The 18,047-nt window shown below is 63.5% G+C and carries 11 protein-coding genes; all 11 read right to left on the reverse strand.

The genetic code is table 11. The features are described 5' to 3' along the window. Positions 1 to 76 precede the first annotated feature (76 nt). The 11 genes from I6F21_RS14790 to secE all read right to left on the reverse strand — a co-directional run bounded on the left by I6F21_RS14790 (position 77) and on the right by secE (position 18,012). Entirely contained in the window at positions 77 to 2,122 is a 2,046-nt protein-coding gene (locus I6F21_RS14790; protein ID WP_225139876.1) for an ABC transporter ATP-binding protein, read from the reverse strand. 134 nt (positions 2,123 to 2,256) lie between these two features. Continuing rightward, positions 2,257 to 4,311, reverse strand: coding sequence for an FAD-dependent oxidoreductase (locus I6F21_RS14795; RefSeq protein WP_225139875.1), 2,055 nt, complete (start codon positions 4,309 to 4,311; stop codon positions 2,257 to 2,259). Between the two features lie 185 nt (positions 4,312 to 4,496). After that, entirely contained in the window at positions 4,497 to 8,693 is a 4,197-nt protein-coding gene (gene rpoC, locus I6F21_RS14800) for a DNA-directed RNA polymerase subunit beta' (RefSeq protein WP_036011015.1), read from the reverse strand. Positions 8,694 to 8,822: 129 nt separating this feature from the next. Then, positions 8,823 to 12,947 (reverse strand): DNA-directed RNA polymerase subunit beta, encoded by a 4,125-nt coding sequence (gene rpoB / locus I6F21_RS14805; RefSeq protein ID WP_036027612.1) that lies wholly within the window; start codon positions 12,945 to 12,947, stop codon positions 8,823 to 8,825. 482 nt (positions 12,948 to 13,429) lie between these two features. Then, positions 13,430 to 13,810, reverse strand: coding sequence for a 50S ribosomal protein L7/L12 (rplL, locus tag I6F21_RS14810; RefSeq protein WP_036027614.1), 381 nt, complete (start codon positions 13,808 to 13,810; stop codon positions 13,430 to 13,432). Positions 13,811 to 13,864: 54 nt separating this feature from the next. Next, a complete protein-coding gene (gene rplJ / locus I6F21_RS14815; RefSeq protein ID WP_036010998.1) occupies positions 13,865 to 14,383 on the reverse strand; it encodes a 50S ribosomal protein L10 in 519 nt (172 codons plus the stop codon). Positions 14,384 to 14,965: 582 nt separating this feature from the next. Further along, entirely contained in the window at positions 14,966 to 15,919 is a 954-nt protein-coding gene (locus I6F21_RS14820; RefSeq protein ID WP_225139874.1) for a 2-hydroxyacid dehydrogenase, read from the reverse strand. Between the two features lie 90 nt (positions 15,920 to 16,009). Next, the gene (gene rplA, locus I6F21_RS14825; RefSeq protein ID WP_025037003.1) at positions 16,010 to 16,702 is read right to left on the reverse strand and encodes a 50S ribosomal protein L1; all 693 of its coding nucleotides are present in this window, start codon (positions 16,700 to 16,702) and stop codon (positions 16,010 to 16,012) included. Positions 16,703 to 16,708: 6 nt separating this feature from the next. Further along, the gene (gene rplK / locus I6F21_RS14830; RefSeq protein ID WP_011088164.1) at positions 16,709 to 17,137 is read right to left on the reverse strand and encodes a 50S ribosomal protein L11; all 429 of its coding nucleotides are present in this window, start codon (positions 17,135 to 17,137) and stop codon (positions 16,709 to 16,711) included. 129 nt (positions 17,138 to 17,266) lie between these two features. Beyond that, the gene (nusG, locus tag I6F21_RS14835) at positions 17,267 to 17,821 is read right to left on the reverse strand and encodes a transcription termination/antitermination protein NusG (RefSeq protein ID WP_018647229.1); all 555 of its coding nucleotides are present in this window, start codon (positions 17,819 to 17,821) and stop codon (positions 17,267 to 17,269) included. Beyond that, the gene (secE, locus tag I6F21_RS14840; protein ID WP_036010992.1) at positions 17,821 to 18,012 is read right to left on the reverse strand and encodes a preprotein translocase subunit SecE; all 192 of its coding nucleotides are present in this window, start codon (positions 18,010 to 18,012) and stop codon (positions 17,821 to 17,823) included. Before secE ends, nusG begins: the two co-directional genes overlap by 1 nt. Positions 18,013 to 18,047 lie beyond the last annotated feature (35 nt).

Raw genomic sequence — 18,047 nt, forward strand, 5'->3', positions numbered from 1 at the left:
ACGAGTCGACGCTGAACCGCGCGTTGCCGTGAGACGAGACGATCAGACGCGGCCGCTCGAAGCTCACCGCCCGCGGTTACTCCTCCTCGTCGTCCTCATCGTCATCGAGGTCTTCGTCCTCGTCGTCATCATTGCGGTCGGCGTCGGCGTGAGCTGCCGCGCCATGGGGCTGGTGGATCTGGTCGTTCCACAGCTTGCGATAGGTGCCATTCTTGGCGAGCAACTCGGCATGGGAACCGCGCTCGATCGCCCTGCCCCCTGAAATCACGATGATCTCGTCCATCTCGACCACCGAGGTCAGGCGGTGGGTCGACCAGATCATGGTGCGACCCTTGGCGACCCTGAGCAGCGTGCGGTTGATTGCGGCCTCGGTGGTCTGGTCCAGCGCCGAAGTTGCTTCGTCCAGCAGCAGCACGGAGGGGTTGCGGATGATCGCGCGCGCGATCGCAATGCGCTGGCGTTGGCCGCCCGACAGCGTGTCGCCGCGCTCGCCGACCGGCGTGTCGTAGCGCTGCGGCAGGCTCATGATGTAGCGGTGGATCTCGGCCTTCTTGGCCGCCTCCTCCACCTCCTCGTCGGTTGCGCCCTCCTTGCCGAGCCGGATGTTCTCGCGGATCGACATGTTGAACAGCATGTTCTCCTGGAACACCACCGCCATGCTCCGGCGCAGCGAGTCCAGCGTCACCTTGCGGACGTCGACGCCGTCGATGGTGACGCGGCCTTCGTCGGGCACGTAGAGCCGCAGGATCAGATTGAGCAGCGTGCTCTTGCCGGAGCCGCTCGGACCGACGATCGCGATGCGCTTGCCGGCGTCGAGCTTGAGGCTGAGATTGTCCAGCACCGGCGTCTGACCACCCTCGTACTGGAAGGTGACGTGATCGAAGGTAATGTCGTGGGTGATGCGCGGCAGATCGGGCGCGCCCGGCCGATCGGCGCTGCGGGTCGGCTCGTCGAGCAATTCCTGGATGTGGCGGATCGCGGCGGCCGAGGAGATCGACACCGGGATGAAATGCATCACATGGGCGATGTTGTAGGAGACCTCCCAGAACGCGCTCTCGAAGGTGACAAAGGTGCCGATGGTGATATGGCCCTTGGTCGCCAGATACGCGCCGATCGCGAGCACCACAAGGTGCAGGAGGAGCACCGAGATGGTGACGGTCCGCTCCACCATGGTCGAGAGGAATGTGGCCGAGGCCATCTTGTTGCGGGTCTCGTCGTTGCGCAACCGGAAGAAGCCGAACATCTTGCGTTGCAGGCTGAACGCCTTGATGACCGCCTGGGCGGCCACGTTCTCCTGGACTTGGCCCAGCAACGCCGATTCATTGAGCTTCTGTTCGTAATTGGCCTGCACCGCCTTCGGCGTCAGGATCCGCGGGCCGATCAGCGTGATCGGGAACACCAGCAGCGCGACGACGGCGAGCTGCCAGTTGAGGAACAGCATCAGGATGATGCCGGCGATCAGCTCCAGGAACGGCAGCGCGGCACTGTTGGCGAACGTCTTGACCGAGCCTTCGAAGGCCGAGAGATCGACCGAGAAGCGCGACAGGATCTCGCCGCGCCTGGTGCGGCCGAAATAGGCGGCGGGCAGGTCCTGGACGTGCTCGAACAGGCGTGTGCGGACATCGGAGATGATGCAAGCGGCAAGTCGCGCGTCCCAGCGTTCGTACCAGACTGCAACGATCGAGGTGAAAATGCCGGCGACGGCGAGCACGCCGAGGATCTTGTAGAGCGCCTGAAAATCCTCCTCGCCGAGTGCATCGTCGATCAGGAACTTGAGGCTGAGCGGCATGATGACGTTGAACAACGTCTCGACCACGACGCCGAATGCCACGAATGACAGCATCCGCTTGTAGTTGGAGAGATAGGGCTTGACGAACCCGACAATGGTCGCAAGGGCCCCGGCGGCTTCGCGCGCGGTAAAGACGACGAGGTCCTCGTCCTCATCGTCCTCGTCGAGCTCCAGCTCGTCATCCCCCTCGTCTTCGGCGTCCTCGTCGTCCTTGAGATCCGGCTTGGCAGCGTCGGCGAGCTTGCCATCGAGCCCGGCCGCCTCCTCCGCGGCGAGCTTCTGTTGATCGGGAGATAGAGGCTTGTCGCCAGGCAAGAAAGGCTTGGATGCCATGAAACCAACCGATGCTGACGGCCGGCATGACCGCAGAGAACGCAGGAAATAGCGGCAACCGCTATTGCACCGATTCTATGCGATCAAGATGAATTCGGCAAAACAATTGGCGAATTCGGTTGGCGTCCCCCGGGCTAGTCCTCGTCCTCGACCTTGTCGAAGAAGGAATAGCGCAAGCTGTCCGCGTCGGCGTACCACTGCCCCGGCCCCTTGTTGGCGGCGAGCGTCGCCTCCCACAGCGCATCGGTGCAATCCTTGCGGTGCATCGACAGGTCGAAGCCGTTGCCGAAGAACAGTTCGGACCATTCCCACCAGGTGCCGAGCTTCTTGACTCCGCGCAAGAGGTCGTAGCGGTCGATCAATGCCGGCGCCATGTCCGAGGTGATGGAGCCGAACACGAGGCCGGTCTTGACCACGCGGTTGAGCTCGCGGATCGCGCGGACCACTTGCTTCGGGGAAACGTGGCAGAGGCTGGTCTCGAACACGAAGTCGAACGTGCCGTCCTTGAACGGCATGTCGGTGATCGTGCCGAGCTTGTTGTACTTCTTCAACGCTTTCGGCGTCCTGGCGTGGATCGCGCGGTTGTTTTCGATTCCCCATGCATCGATGCCGCGATCGCGCAGGGCGCCGACCAGTTCGCCGCTGGCGGAGCCCGCGACCAGCAGCTTGGCGCCCGCCGCCCTGCCCCAGACGATGCCGATCAGCTTCGTCAGGTAGTCGGGATCGGTGAAGTGCCGCCACGCCTGATGATAGGGGCCGAGACCGCGATAATTCTCGAAATATTTGCGATCGATCTTGTCCGAGAGCGGCTTGTCGTCCTGCGCGCGCTGGCGGCGCAGGCGCATCATCTCGGTCAGGATGATGTCGGTCGCCGCGTCCGAGGAATCCAGCAGGCCGTTCAGCGTCGAATCGAACAGATAGTCGCCGACCACCACGATGCCGGGGTGCTCCTTCGGCTCGGGCCGGTGATTAGTCATGACGTCGCGCGCGGGCAAACCACCAGGCAGCGCGTTCACCGAGGACAGCCAGCGGTGGATCTTGCCTTCCATGAAGTGCAGACGCGCATCGCCGAGAGAAGCCGGCAGCGATTTCAGGGCGGCCTCGATCAGCTCCTGGTCCGACAGATTGGCAAAAGCCAGCGCATCGGAGCCGGGAATGAGCCAATTCAGAACACCATGCTTGCCGACGTCGTGACGTGCGCCCTCGTTGTAGACGCAGCAGCCGCCGAAGGCTTCCGACATGAACCAGGCGCCCGGAATCTTGTCGCCCCAGAACGGCTCGTCGAACAGGATCGAGACGCGCAGATAGTGCGCGGGCCGGTCGAAATAGGCCACGTGCTTGACCATCGACCTGCGCAGCTGCTCGCCCTCCCAGCCGAGAGTGGCGAGCCAGGAATGCGGCAGGCAGACTAGCACGAGATCGAAGTCACGGGTCTCCGGCCCCTTGCCGTTCATCATCTTGAGCTGATACCGGCCGGTCGGCGCCTTGCCGACGGTGAGCACGCGGTGATTGAGCTGGATGTCGGCATTGACCTCCGACTGCAGGCATTCGATCAGCTGCTCGTTGCCGTTCTGGATGGAATAGAGGCCGATATAGCCGTCGACGTCCATCAGATAGTTCTTGAGCGCGTTGAGCCCGTTGGTGTTGTGGCTCTCGGTCGCGATGTCGGAACGCGCCATCACCTTGAAGAAGCGCTTTGCGGTGACGTCCTCGACCTCCTCGTCGAGCACCTGCTCGGCGGTCTTGTAGGCCCAGGGATGTTCGTTGTCGTGCGCGCCGACGCCCTCGTAATATTCCACCGGCGACATCACCTCGGCGCAGCGCTTGCGGAAGGCTTCGATCGCGGCGGCAGTCTTGGCGCCGTATTTGCGGCGCATGCCGGGAACGTCGTTGAGCAGCTCACCGCCGAACTGCACCTGCTCAGCATCCATCGGAATGGTCTGAAGGCCGAAATGCTGGATCAGCTCGCGCAGCGGATCCGGGCCTGTCATGGAGTAGTCGTAGATCTCGGCAACGCCGGCCTCGTACATCGCGGGCGCCGAATCGAACTTGCGGGTGGCGATCTTTCCGCCAAGCCTGTCGGAGGCCTCGTAGATGGTGACGCGGCAGAGGTCGCCGAGCTTGCGCTTCAGGTACCAGGCGCTCATCAGCCCGCCGGGGCCGCCGCCTACGATTGCGAGATCAAGCATGAGAGTTCCGTGGTCTTCCGGCCCTGCCCCCTTGGCGGGACCACCGGTCTAAGGCGCCATAGCACAAGCGCTTTTGCGGCTGAAGGAAAGATGAACAAAGGTTGATCCCGCATCGCAATAAAGCAGCAAAAAGGCCGGCAAAAGCCGGCCTTTTCATTGTCCTCGGTATTCCTACGGATGAACGATCACTCCGCGGGCGGCAGCGCAGGAAGCTCGGCTTCCGGCGCCGGCGACACGACGGCGGCCTGCTTCTCGCGCTCGTCCAGGATCAGCTTGTCGCGCTTCATGGCGACTTCGCGGATCTTGGCCATGGAGGCGCCGGTGCCCGCCGGGATCAGCCGGCCGACGATGACGTTCTCCTTGAGGCCTTCGAGCGGATCGATCTTGCCGTTGACCGCCGCCTCGGTGAGGACGCGGGTGGTCTCCTGGAACGATGCCGCCGAGAAGAAGGAGCGGGTCTGGAGGCTCGCCTTGGTGATGCCGAGCAGAACCGGCGTTCCCGTGGCGGGCTTCTTGCCCTCTTCCTTGGCCTTCACGTTCAGCGCGTCGAACTCGATCTTGTCGACCTGCTCGCCGGAGATCATGTCCGTGTCGCCCTGGTCGGTGATTTCCACCTTCTGGAGCATCTGACGGACAATCACCTCGATGTGCTTGTCGTTGATGAGCACGCCCTGCAGCCGGTAGACCTCCTGGATCTCGTTGACCAGATAGGCAGCGAGCTCCTCGATGCCCTTGACCGCGAGGATGTCGTGCGGCGCCGGGTTGCCTTCCACGATGAAGTCGCCCTTTTCGACGACGTCGCCGTCCTGAAGGTGGATGTGCTTGCCCTTCGGGATCAGGTACTCGCGCGGCTCGTCGGTCTTGTCCATCGGCTCGATCGAGATGCGACGCTTGTTCTTGTAGTCGCGCCCGAACCGGATGGTGCCCGCGATTTCGGCGATGATCGCCGCATCCTTCGGGCGCCGAGCCTCGAACAGTTCCGCCACCCGCGGCAGACCGCCGGTGATGTCACGCGTCTTGGCGCTTTCGGTCGAGACACGGGCGAGGATGTCGCCCGGCTGGACCTTGGCTCCGATGTCGACCGAGAGAATGGCGTCGACCGACAGCATGTAGCGGGCATCGCCGCCACGGGCGAGCTTGAGCACCTTGCCGTCCTTGCCCTTCACCACGATGGCCGGACGCAGGTCCGAGCCGCCGCGCGTCGAACGCCAGTCGATGACCACGCGCTTGGCGATACCGGTGGCCTCGTCGAGCGTTTCCGAGATCGACTGCCCCTCGACCAGATCCTCGAAGCCGATGGTTCCTTCGACCTCGGTGAGCAGCGGACGGGTGTAGGGATCCCATTCGACGATGCGCTGGCCGCGCTTGACCATGTCGCCCTCGTCGACGTGCAGACGCGAACCGTACTGGATACGGTGCGTCGCACGCTCGGTGCCGTCGGCATCGACGATCGCGACAACCATGTTGCGCACCATCGCGATCAGGTGACCTTCGCTGTTGCGGGCGATGGCCTTGTTCCTGATCACGATCTTGCCGTCGAAGTTGGCTTCGACGAAGGACTGCTCGTTGAGCTGCGCCGCACCGCCGATGTGGAAGGTGCGCATGGTGAGCTGGGTGCCCGGCTCGCCGATCGACTGCGCCGCGATGACGCCAACCGCTTCGCCGTGGTTGACCGGCGTGCCGCGGGCGAGGTCGCGGCCGTAGCACTTGCCGCAGATGCCGTTGACGAGCTCGCAGGTCAGCGCCGAGCGGATCTTCACCTCCTGGATGCCGGCCTGATGGATGGCATCCACGTGGCTCTCTTCCATCAGCGTATCGCGCTTGACGATCACCTGGCCCGAGCTGTCACGCACGTCTTCGCAGGCCGTGCGTCCGAGGATGCGCGAGCCGAGCGAGGCGACCACGGTACCGGCGTCGACGATGGCGCGCATCTTGATTCCGAGCTTGGTGCCGCAGTCGCTCTGCGTGATGATGCAGTCCTGCGCCACGTCGACGAGACGACGGGTCAGGTAGCCGGAGTTCGCGGTCTTCAACGCGGTGTCCGCGAGGCCCTTGCGGGCGCCGTGGGTCGAGTTGAAGTACTCGAGCACCGAGAGGCCTTCCTTGAAGTTCGAGATGATCGGCGTCTCGATGATCTCGCCCGACGGCTTGGCCATCAGGCCGCGCATGCCGGCGAGCTGGCGCATCTGGGCCGGCGAACCGCGGGCACCGGAGTGAGCCATCATGTAGATCGAGTTGATGTCGGCGTCGGCTCCGCTCGCCGTCTTCTTGGTGGCGGAGATCTCCTTCATCATCGCCTTGGCGATTTCTTCCGTGGCCTTCGACCAGGCGTCGACGACCTTGTTGTACTTCTCGCCATGGGTGATCAGGCCGTCGTTGTACTGCTGCTCGAAATCCTTCGCCAGCGTACGAGTGGTGTCGACGATCTTCCACTTGCCGTGCGGCACGACCATGTCGTCCTTGCCGAACGAGATGCCGGCCTTGAACGCGTTGTAGAAGCCGAGCGCCATGATGCGGTCGCAGAAGATCACCGTCTCCTTCTGGCCGCAGTGGCGGTAGACCTGGTCGATGACGCCGGAGATCTCGCGCTTGGTCATCAGCTTGTTGATGATCTCGTAGGAGATGCGCGGGTTCTTCGGCAGCAGATTGCCGAGCATGACGCGGCCGGCGGTGGTCTCGATCCAGCGCTTGGAGACCTTGCCGGTCTCGTCCATGCCTTCCCACCGGTACTTGATCTTGGTGTGGAGGTGGATGACCTTCGCGTGCAGCGCATGCTCGAGCTCGGCCATGTCGCCGAACACCTTGCCCTCGCCGGGCAGGCCTTCGCGCATGATCGAGACGTAGTACAGACCGAGCACGATGTCCTGCGACGGCACGATGATCGGCTGGCCGTTCGCGGGATGCAGGATGTTGTTGGTCGACATCATCAGGACGCGCGCTTCCAGCTGCGCTTCGAGCGACAGCGGAACGTGCACGGCCATCTGGTCGCCGTCGAAGTCGGCGTTGAACGCGGAGCAGACCAGCGGGTGAAGCTGGATCGCCTTGCCCTCGATCAGCACGGGCTCGAATGCCTGAATGCCGAGGCGGTGCAGCGTCGGGGCGCGGTTGAGCAGCACCGGATGCTCGCGGATCACCTCGTCCAGGATGTCCCAGACCTCGGGCCGTTCCTTCTCGACCAGCTTCTTGGCCTGCTTCACGGTGGTGGACAGGCCCTTGGCGTCGAGCCGCGAATAGATGAACGGCTTGAACAGCTCGAGCGCCATCTTCTTCGGCAGGCCGCACTGATGCAGGCGCAGCTCGGGACCGACCACGATCACCGAACGGCCCGAATAGTCGACGCGCTTGCCGAGCAGGTTCTGGCGGAAGCGGCCCTGCTTGCCCTTGAGCATGTCGGCGAGCGACTTCAGCGGACGCTTGTTGGCGCCGGTGATGACGCGGCCGCGGCGGCCGTTGTCGAACAGCGCATCGACCGCTTCCTGAAGCATGCGCTTCTCGTTGCGGATGATGATGTCGGGCGCGCGCAGCTCCATCAGCCGCTTCAAGCGGTTGTTGCGGTTGATGACGCGGCGATAGAGGTCGTTGAGATCAGAGGTCGCGAAACGGCCGCCGTCCAGCGGCACCAGCGGACGCAGGTCCGGCGGAATCACCGGGATCACGGTCATGATCATCCATTCCGGCTTGTTGCCGGAATGGCGGAACGCTTCCACGATCTTCAGACGCTTGGCGAGCTTCTTGTGCTTGATGTCGGAGTCGGTCTCCTGCATCTCGGCACGCAGCGAGGCCTCGAGCTTCTCGAGGTCCATGCCCTTGAGCAGCTCGCGGATCGCCTCGGCGCCGATCATGGCGGTGAAGCTGTCCTGGCCGTACTCGTCCTGCGCCTTCAGATACTCGTCTTCCGACAGCAGCTGACGGTCCTTCAGCGCGGTGAGGCCCGGCTCGAGCACGACGTAATATTCGAAGTAGAGGATCCGCTCGAGATCCTTCAGCGTCATGTCGAGCAGGAGGCCGATGCGCGAGGGCAGCGACTTCAGGAACCAGATGTGCGCGACGGGGGCTGCGAGCTCGATATGACCCATGCGCTCGCGCCGGACGCGCGACAGCGTGACCTCGACCGAGCACTTCTCGCAGATGATGCCCTTGTACTTCATGCGCTTGTACTTGCCGCACAAGCACTCGTAGTCCTTGATCGGCCCGAAGATGCGGGCGCAGAACAGGCCGTCGCGCTCGGGTTTGAAGGTACGATAGTTGATGGTCTCCGGCTTCTTGATCTCGCCGTAGGACCAGGACAGAATCTTCTCTGGAGACGCGATCGAGATCCGGATCTGGTCGAAGACCTGAGCCGGCGTCGTCGGGTTGAAGAGATTCATAATTTCTTGGTTCATCGTCTTCTCCTCGCGTGCCGGTCGCCTCCGGCCGCAAATTCGAAAATCACTTCTGCATGGCGCCCTGCCCTCAAGGCCTCGGGCGGGGCGCCGATGCCCGGCCGCGAAGGCCGGGCATGACAGGTCGAATTACTCGGCCGCTTCCGACGTCGGCGCCGGTCCCATCTTGGAGTTGTGCAGGTCGACGTTGAGGCCGAGCGAGCGCATTTCCTTGACCAGCACGTTGAACGATTCCGGAATACCGGCCTCGAACGTGTCGTCGCCGCGCACGATCGCCTCGTACACCTTGGTACGGCCGGCGACGTCGTCCGACTTCACCGTCAGCATCTCCTGGAGCGTGTACGCCGCGCCGTAAGCCTCGAGCGCCCACACCTCCATTTCGCCGAAGCGCTGGCCGCCGAACTGCGCCTTGCCGCCCAGCGGCTGCTGGGTGACGAGCGAGTACGGACCGATCGAACGCGCATGGATCTTGTCGTCGACCAGATGGTGCAGCTTGAGCATGTAGATGTAGCCCACCGTCACCTTGCGATCGAACGGATCGCCGGTGCGGCCGTCATAGACGGTCGACTGACCCGAAGCGTCGAGACCGGCGAGCTTCAGCATCTCCTCGATATCGGCTTCCTTGGCACCGTCGAACACCGGGGTTGCGATCGGCACGCCGCGGCTGAGGTTATGGCCGAGTTCGAGCAGCTCGTTGTCGTTGAGCGACTTGATCGTCTCGTCCTCGCCGTAGACCTTCTTCAAGGTCTCCTTCAGCGGCTTGATGTCCTGCTTCGACAGGTACGCATCGACGGTCTGGCCGATACGCTTGCCGAGGCCGGCGCAGGCCCAGCCGAGATGGGTCTCGAGGATCTGTCCGACGTTCATGCGCGAAGGCACGCCGAGCGGATTGAGCACGATGTCGGCATGCGTGCCGTCTTCGAGGAACGGCATGTCCTCGATCGGCACGATCTTCGACACCACGCCCTTGTTGCCGTGGCGGCCGGCCATCTTGTCGCCGGGCTGGATCTTGCGCTTCACCGCGACGAAGACCTTGACCATCTTCATCACGCCGGGCGGCAATTCGTCACCGCGCTGAAGCTTCTCGACCTTGTCGAGGAAGCGCTGTTCCAGTCCCTTCTTCGACTCGTCGTACTGCTTCCGCATGGCCTCGATCTCGGCCATCAGCTTGTCGTTCGGCGAAGCGAACAGCCACCATTGCGACTTCGGATACTCCTCGAGCACCGCACGGGTGATCTTGGTGTCCTTCTTGAAGCCCTTGGGACCTGCAATGCCCTGCCGCCCCTCGAGCAGCTCGGCAAGACGGTTGTAGACGTTGCGGTCCAGGATCGCCTGCTCGTCGTCGCGGTCCTTGGCGAGGCGCTCGATCTCCTCCCGCTCGATCGCCAGCGCACGCTCGTCCTTGTCGACGCCGTGGCGGTTGAACACGCGCACTTCGACGATGGTGCCCTGCACGCCCGGGGGAACGCGCAGCGAGGTGTCGCGGACGTCGGAGGCCTTCTCGCCGAAGATGGCGCGCAGCAGCTTCTCTTCCGGCGTCATCGGGCTTTCGCCCTTCGGCGTGATCTTGCCGACCAGGATGTCGCCGGCGCGCACTTCCGCGCCGATGTAGACGATACCGGCTTCGTCGAGGTTCTTCAGCGCTTCTTCCGAGACGTTCGGAATGTCGCGGGTGATTTCCTCAGGTCCGAGCTTGGTGTCGCGGGCCATCACCTCGAACTCCTCGATGTGGATCGAGGTGAAGACGTCCTCCTTCACGATCCGCTCGGAGAGCAGGATCGAGTCTTCGAAGTTGTAGCCGTTCCACGGCATGAACGCGACCAGCACGTTGCGGCCGAGCGCGAGCTCGCCGAGATCGGTCGAAGGACCGTCGGCGATGATGTCGCCCTTCCTGACGACGTCGCCGACCTTCACCAGCGGACGCTGGTTGATGCAGGTCGACTGGTTCGAGCGCTGGTACTTCATGAGGCGGTAGATATCGACGCCCGACTTGGTCGGATCGAGATCTTCCGTGGCACGGATGACGACGCGGGTCGCATCGATCTGGTCGATCACGCCCGAACGGCGCGCCGCGATCGCAGCGCCCGAGTCACGGGCAACCACGCCCTCCATGCCGGTGCCGACGAACGGCGCCTCGGCGCGAACCAGCGGCACCGCCTGGCGCTGCATGTTCGAGCCCATCAGCGCGCGGTTGGCGTCGTCGTTCTCGAGGAACGGGATCAGCGCCGCGGCGACCGAAACGAGCTGCTTCGGCGACACGTCCATGTAGTCGACCTTGTCGGGCGTCATCGGCACGACGTCGCGGGTGCCGCTCGAACGGCAGACCACGAGGTCTTCGGTGAAGCGGCCCTTGGCGTCGACCGGCACGTTGGCCTGGGCCACGGAATAGCGCCCTTCCTCCATCGCCGACAGGTACACGACCTCGTCGGTGACACGGCCATCCTTGACCTTGCGATACGGCGTCTCGACGAAGCCGTACTTGTTCACGCGCGCGAAGGTCGCGAGCGAGTTGATCAGGCCGATGTTCGGACCTTCCGGCGTCTCGATCGGGCAGATGCGGCCGTAATGCGTCGGGTGCACGTCGCGCACCTCGAAGCCAGCGCGCTCGCGGGTGAGACCGCCCGGTCCGAGCGCCGAGAGGCGGCGCTTGTGGGTGATCTCGCTGAGCGGGTTGGTCTGGTCCATGAACTGCGAGAGCTGCGAGGAGCCGAAGAACTCGCGCACCGCGGCGGCGGCCGGCTTGGCGTTGATCAGGTCCTGCGGCATGACCGTGTCGATGTCGACCGAGGACATGCGCTCCTTGATCGCGCGCTCCATGCGCAACAAGCCGATGCGGTACTGGTTCTCCATGAGCTCGCCGACCGAACGCACGCGGCGGTTGCCGAGATGGTCGATGTCGTCGATCTCGCCCTTGCCGTCGCGCAGATCCACCAGCGTCTTGATGACGGAGAGGATGTCCTCCTTGCGCAGCGTGCGCTGGGTGTCGGGCGCATCGAGGTCGAGGCGCATGTTCATCTTGACGCGGCCGACCGCGGAGAGGTCGTAGCGCTCGGCGTCGAAGAACAGCGACTGGAACATGGCCTGCGCCGATTCCAGCGTTGGCGGCTCGCCCGGACGCATCACGCGGTAGATGTCGAACAGCGCGTCCTCGCGCGTCATGTTCTTGTCGGCCGAGAGCGTGTTGCGGATGTAGGGGCCGACATTGACGTGGTCGATGTCGAGCAGCGGCAGCTCCTTGTAGCCCTGCTCGTTGAGCGCCTTCATCAGCTTGTCGGTGATCTCCTCACCGGCCTCGGCGTGGATCTCACCGGTCTTGGGGTTGACGAGATCCTCGGCGACGTAATTGCCGACCAGTTCCTCGTCGGCCATGCGCAGCGCCTTCAGCCCCTTCTCCTGGAGCTGGCGGGCGGCGCGGACGGTGAGCTTCTTGCCGGCCTCGAGCACGACCTTGCCGGTGTCGGCATCGATCAGGTCGTTGACCGTGGAGTAGCCGCGGAAGCGGTTGGCGTCGAACGGAACGCGCCAGCCTTCCTTGGTCCGCTTGTAGAGAATCTTCTTGTAGAACGTGGACAGGATCGCCTCGCCGTCGAGGCCGAGGGCGAACATCAGCGACGTCACCGGAATCTTGCGGCGACGGTCGATACGCGCATAGACGATGTCCTTGGCGTCGAACTCGATGTCGAGCCAGGAACCGCGATAGGGGATGACGCGGGCGGCGAACAGCAGCTTGCCCGAGGAATGGGTCTTGCCCTTGTCGTGGTCGAAGAACACGCCGGGCGAACGGTGCATCTGCGAGACGATGACGCGCTCGGTGCCGTTGACGATGAAGGTGCCGTTCATCGTCATGAGCGGGATGTCGCCCATGTAGACGTCCTGCTCCTTGATGTCCTTCACCGACTTCGCGCCGGTTTCCTCGTCGATATCGAACACGATGAGGCGCAGCGTCACCTTGAGGGGCGCAGCGAAGGTCATGCCGCGCTGGCGGCACTCGTCGACGTCGTATTTCGGCTGTTCGAACTCGTAGCGGACGAATTCCAGCATCGAGGTGCCGGAGAAGTCGGAGATCGGAAACACCGAGCGGAACACCGCCTGCAGACCCTCGTCGAGACGTCCGCCCTGGGGTTCGTCCACCATCAGGAACTGGTCATAGGACGCCTTCTGAACCTCGATGAGGTTCGGCATCTCGGCGACTTCCTTGATGTGTCCGAAGAACTTGCGAACGCGTTTGCGACCGGTGAATGTCTGCTGCGCCATCGTGGCCTCTCATTTTCGTCGCCCGCCCTGGGCGCACCGTCCGGACCGCGGCTGCCACCGCTTTCCGGGTTGAATTTTCGAACCCGTCTTGGGGGCCGGAGACGCAGTTTCAGGCGCCGATGTCCTGAATCTGTTCTTCAGACCTTCAAAACGCAAAACGACGCGCGGGGCGCAGATGCGCGCCCGCCCGTCACAACGATCATCTTCACGGACTGCAAAAGCCCGAAATAGCCTGCTCTCCCAACGGCTTACAGGGAAATCCGGCATCCCTGCCCACCGCGCTTTCGTGCTGCCGACCCGATATGGGGCGACAATAGTGCAGATTCGAGGGTCAAACCCTCAAATCCCCACACTTTTTCGTGTTTGGCCTGCGTCGGATCGTTCCGTCGCACGCCTTTTGCATTCTGGTCCACCCTCTCGAAGGGGGACCAGGATCCCGGGCAGAGCCGTTGCCCGCCCGGGATCCCGCCAGTAAGCAGTGCTTACTTGAGCTCGACCTTGGCGCCAGCCTTCTCGAGCTGGGCCTTGATCTTGTCGGCTTCGTCCTTGTTCACGCCTTCCTTCAGCGGCTTCGGAGCACCCTCGACGAGGTCCTTTGCTTCCTTCAGGCCGAGACCGGTGATGGCGCGGACTTCCTTGATGACCTCGATCTTCTTGTCGCCGGCGCTGGCGAGAACGACCGTGAACTCGGTCTTCTCTTCCGCCGGAGCGGCAGCACCGCCGCCGCCAGCGGCCGGGCCGGCCACGGCGACAGCCGCGGCAGCCGAAACGCCCCACTTCTCTTCGAGGAGCTTCGCGAGTTCGGCAGCTTCGAGCACGGTCAGGCTCGAGAGGTCGTCAACGATCTTCTGCAGGTCAGCCATTGTTCAGTTTCCTTAACTGTAAGTCTGGTTCGGGTTTGAGTTTTGCGAAGGGCGTCAGGCCGCTTCGCCCTTTGAGGCATGAGCCTGGATGACGCGCGCGAGCTTGCCCGCGGGCGCGTTGGCGAGCTGGGCCAGCTTGGTCGCCGGGGCCACGATGAGGCCGACGATCTTGCCGCGCAGTTCGTCAAGCGACGGCAGCGAGGCAAGCGCCTTCACGCCGTCGACATTCAGGACGGTCTTCCCCATCGATCCGCCGACGATGACGAACTTTTCGTTCGCCTTGGCGAATTCGATGGCGACCTTTGGCGCCGCTACCGGATCGTTCGAAGTCGCGATCACGGTCGGCCCCTTCAGCATGGGGCCGATGGCAACGACGTCAGTGCCTTCAAGAGCAATTTTGGCGAGACGGTTCTTCGAGACCTTCACCGCGGCACCCGCCTGCTTCATCTGCTGGCGCAGCTTCTGCATCTGGGCGACGGTGAGGCCGGAATATTGAGCAACGATCGCGACGCTCGTGGTCTTGAAGACCTCGTTGAGCTGTTCGACCGCTTCTTTTTTTGCCGCTCGTTCCACAGCAAGCTCTCTCCGGTTGGCGGTCATCGCGAGAAGCGGGACCGCCGGGTTGCACCCATCGTCCCGCCCAAACCTGAACCTCCGGGTCAAAAACCCATCGGACACGCCGGGCAAGACGACATTCAAAGCCTGCCCTCCGGGAGCCCAAGGGCCCACGGCGTGTCGAGGTCCGAACCAGACCCGTTTCGCAAAACCAGCCCTTAAAGCTGGATGCGAAGTGAAATCCGGTCTTCACCCGTCTATGCAGGCAATGCGATTAAGCCGTTGAGGAATCGAGATTCCCCGCGGGCGCCTGCAGTCTTGGACAGGACGAGGTCAGCCGGCGAACCGCCCGACCTCTGCCCGCATCCCTGCCAGAAGACGGATCTTCCTTCCTTTTCGGGCAAATCCTCACGGACGTCCTGAAAAGGAATGATCTCCTGTCGTGTCGGGTTTTCGGAATGCGTGCACGAACGCGCCAGCCGAGGCCGGCACGTCCGGAGGCGGTTCTTTAACCGCTCGGAGCCTGCTTGCCAAGAGCAAAATTCACACCAGTTCCAATCGATTGGCGGTTGGCCTTGAGATGGCCCAACAAGGGCCGATTCAGGCCGATTTGATCCGGTACGGCAGCGTTTTGCCCTCGAAGAATGCGGTCAGGTTGGCCAGCACGCAGTTCTGCATGGCGACGTGCGAATCCAGGGTGTGGCCGCCGATATGCGGGGCGAACACCACGTTGGGGAGTTCGGTCAGGGCGTCAGGCGCGTGCGGTTCCTTCTCGAAGACGTCGAGGCCCGCCCCCGCGATGGTCTTGTCGGTGAGCGCCGCGACCAGGGCCTTCTCGTCGATGACGGAGCCGCGGGAGATGTTGACGACGTAGCCCTCCGCCCCGAGGCGCCTGAGGATATCGGCGTTGACGGCATGTTGGGTCTCGGCCCCTGCCCGCACCGCGATCATCAGGACGGGGCACCAATCGGCGAGCGCCTCCAGGGTCTGAAAGTACTGATAGGGCAGATCATACCGGGTGCGGCTGAAATAGCCGACCTCGCTCTCGAAAGCAGCACAGCGCGCGGCGATCTTGCGGCCGATCTCACCCATGCCGTAGATGCCGATGCGGCGGCCGGGCATGCCGGCCTGGGGACGCATCATCGGTGACTGTTTCGAGGCCGCCCAATCGCCGCTGCGGACATATTGGTCGGCCACCAAAATCCGCCGCGTCGTCGCCAGCATCAAGGTCATCGCGATGTCGGCGACAGAAGCCGCATTGGCACCGGGGCTGTGACCGACCGCGATGTTCCGGCTGGCCGCCGCCTTCAGGTCGACGCCATCATAGCCAGTCCCATAGCAGACGATGGCGCCGAGATTCGGAAACAGGTTCATCGCCTCCGCACCGAGTGGCGAGCCGCCAGCAGTCAGCAGTGCGCGGATGCCGCCCAGCTCCTCCGCCGGAAACACCTCCCGCACGGGCTTGCCGCCGGTGTCGAGCAGCTCGAACCGCTCGGCGAAGCGCGCCATCATCGACTTGGGAAAGCGCGAGTAGATCAGGACCTTGTCAGCCATTGTTGTTGTTTCCGAAGAGCGCCGCCACAAACGACGAGGGGCGGAATCGGTCGCCCGATCCCGCCCCTCGCCTCATGCAATTTCCAAACCTCAGCCGAGAATGGTGCCCGGCTCGACCTTCACGCCGGGGCCCATCGTCGAGGACACCGCAACGCGCTGGATGTAAGTGCCCTTGGAACCGGCCGGCTTCGCCTTGGAGACCGCGTCAGCCAGAGCCTTGATGTTCTCGACCAGCTTCTCCTCGGAGAACGAGGCCTTGCCGACGCCGGCCTGCAGGATGCCGGCCTTCTCGACGCGGAACTCGACCGAGCCGCCCTTGGCGCCCTTCACCGCACCGGTGACGTCCATGGTCACGGTACCGATCTTCGGGTTCGGCATCAGGCCGCGCGGGCCGAGCACCTTACCGAGGCGGCCGACCAGCGGCATCATGTCGGGGGTGGCGATACAGCGGTCGAAATCGATCGTGCCGTTCTGCACCTTCTCGACCAGGTCCTCGGCGCCGACGACGTCCGCACCGGCGGCCTTGGCTTCATCGGCCTTGGCGCCGCGGGCGAACACGCCGACGCGGAGCGTACGGCCGGTGCCGTTTGGCAGGGTCACGACACCGCGGACCATCTGGTCGGCGTGGCGCGGATCGACGCCGAGATTGATCGCGACCTCGATGGTCTCGTCGAACTTCGCTTTCGCGCGTTCCTTGACCATCTTGATGGCGTCCGCGAGCGGGTAAAGCTTTTCGCGGTCAATGCCTTCGCGGGCTTTGTTCAAACGCTTTCCGATTGCCATGGCCGCTTACCCCGCAACTTCCAGACCCATCGAACGGGCCGAGCCCTCGACCATCTTCATGGCCGATTCGATGGTGTCGCAATTCAAGTCCTTCATCTTCTTCTCGGCGATCTCGCGCACCTGCGCCTTGGTCACCTTGCCGGCCTTGTCACGGCCCGGCGCCTTCGAACCGGACTGGATTTTTGCAGCCTGCTTGAGGAAGTAGGACATCGGCGGCGTCTTCATCTCGAAGGTGAAGGAACGGTCCGCATAGATGGTGATGATCACCGGGATCGGGGTGTTCTTCTCTTCCTTCTGGGTCTGGGCGTTGAACGCCTTGCAGAACTCCATGATGTTGAGACCGCGCTGACCGAGCGCGGGACCGATCGGGGGCGAGGGATTCGCCGCGCCGGCCGGGACCTGAAGCTTCAGGTATCCGGTCACTTTCTTTGCCATGTATCACTCCTGTTGTGCCGGCAGGACCGGCGGTTTCAGGTTCGTGGTCTGGGTCGGATGCGGCTGGCAACCGCCCCTCCCTCCCACGGCCTCTTGTTGCGCGAGACCGAAGCCTCCCGCGTTACCCGATCAGACCTTCTCGACCTGACCGAATTCCAGCTCGACCGGCGTCGCGCGGCCGAAGATCGACACGGCGACCTTCACGCGCGAGCGCGCCTCATCGATCTCCTCGACCACACCCGAGAACGAGGCGAACGGGCCGTCGGCCACGCGCACGTTCTCGCCGATCTCGAACGACACCGACGCCTTCGGCCGTTCCACGCCCTCCTGCACCTGGTGCAGGATGCGCATGGCCTCGGCTTCCGAGATCGGCATCGGCTTGTTCTCGGCGCCGAGGAAGCCCGTGACCTTCGGCGTGTTCTTGATCAGATGGAACGCCTCGTCGGTCAGCTTCATCTTCACCAGCACGTAGCCGGGGAAGAACTTGCGCTCGGCGTCGATCTTGCGGCCGCGGCGCACTTCCGTGACCTTCTCGGTCGGAACCAGCACCAGCTCGAACAGCTCCTCGAGCCCGCGCTGCTTGGCCTGCTCGCGGATCGATTCGGCGACCTTCTTCTCGAAGTTCGAATAGGCGTGGACGATGTACCAGCGCTTGTCGGACACTTGAGCGGTTGCTGTTGCCATCATTGAATGCCCAGGAGGAAGGTGACGAGGTAGCGAATGATCAGGTCGGCGGCGAAGAAGAAGATCGAAGCCACCGCGACCATGACGAACACCATGATGGTGGTGATCGTGGTCTCACGGCGGGTCGGCCAGGTGACCTTGGCAGTCTCCGAGCGCACTTCCTGCAAGAACTTGAACGGGCTGACTGCCATCGCTTGAGGTCCAGCGTCCGTCGACAGACGCAAAT

The organism is Bradyrhizobium sp. NBAIM03, from assembly GCF_020194055.1.
Lineage (GTDB): Bacteria > Pseudomonadota > Alphaproteobacteria > Rhizobiales > Xanthobacteraceae > Bradyrhizobium > Bradyrhizobium yuanmingense.

Coding starts and splice junctions, on each gene's coding strand:
- rpoB (WP_036027612.1), bottom strand. CDS start 12,947: ATGGCGCAGCAGACATTCACCGGTCGCAAACGCGTTCGCAAGTTCTTC.
- I6F21_RS14795 (WP_225139875.1), bottom strand. CDS start 4,311: ATGCTTGATCTCGCAATCGTAGGCGGCGGCCCCGGCGGGCTGATGAGC.
- rplA (WP_025037003.1), bottom strand. CDS start 16,702: ATGGCAATCGGAAAGCGTTTGAACAAAGCCCGCGAAGGCATTGACCGC.
- I6F21_RS14790 (WP_225139876.1), bottom strand. CDS start 2,122: ATGGCATCCAAGCCTTTCTTGCCTGGCGACAAGCCTCTATCTCCCGAT.
- I6F21_RS14820 (WP_225139874.1), bottom strand. CDS start 15,919: ATGGCTGACAAGGTCCTGATCTACTCGCGCTTTCCCAAGTCGATGATG.
- nusG (WP_018647229.1), bottom strand. CDS start 17,821: ATGGCAACAGCAACCGCTCAAGTGTCCGACAAGCGCTGGTACATCGTC.
- secE (WP_036010992.1), bottom strand. CDS start 18,012: ATGGCAGTCAGCCCGTTCAAGTTCTTGCAGGAAGTGCGCTCGGAGACT.
- rpoC (WP_036011015.1), bottom strand. CDS start 8,693: ATGAACCAAGAAATTATGAATCTCTTCAACCCGACGACGCCGGCTCAG.
- rplK (WP_011088164.1), bottom strand. CDS start 17,137: ATGGCAAAGAAAGTGACCGGATACCTGAAGCTTCAGGTCCCGGCCGGC.
- rplL (WP_036027614.1), bottom strand. CDS start 13,810: ATGGCTGACCTGCAGAAGATCGTTGACGACCTCTCGAGCCTGACCGTG.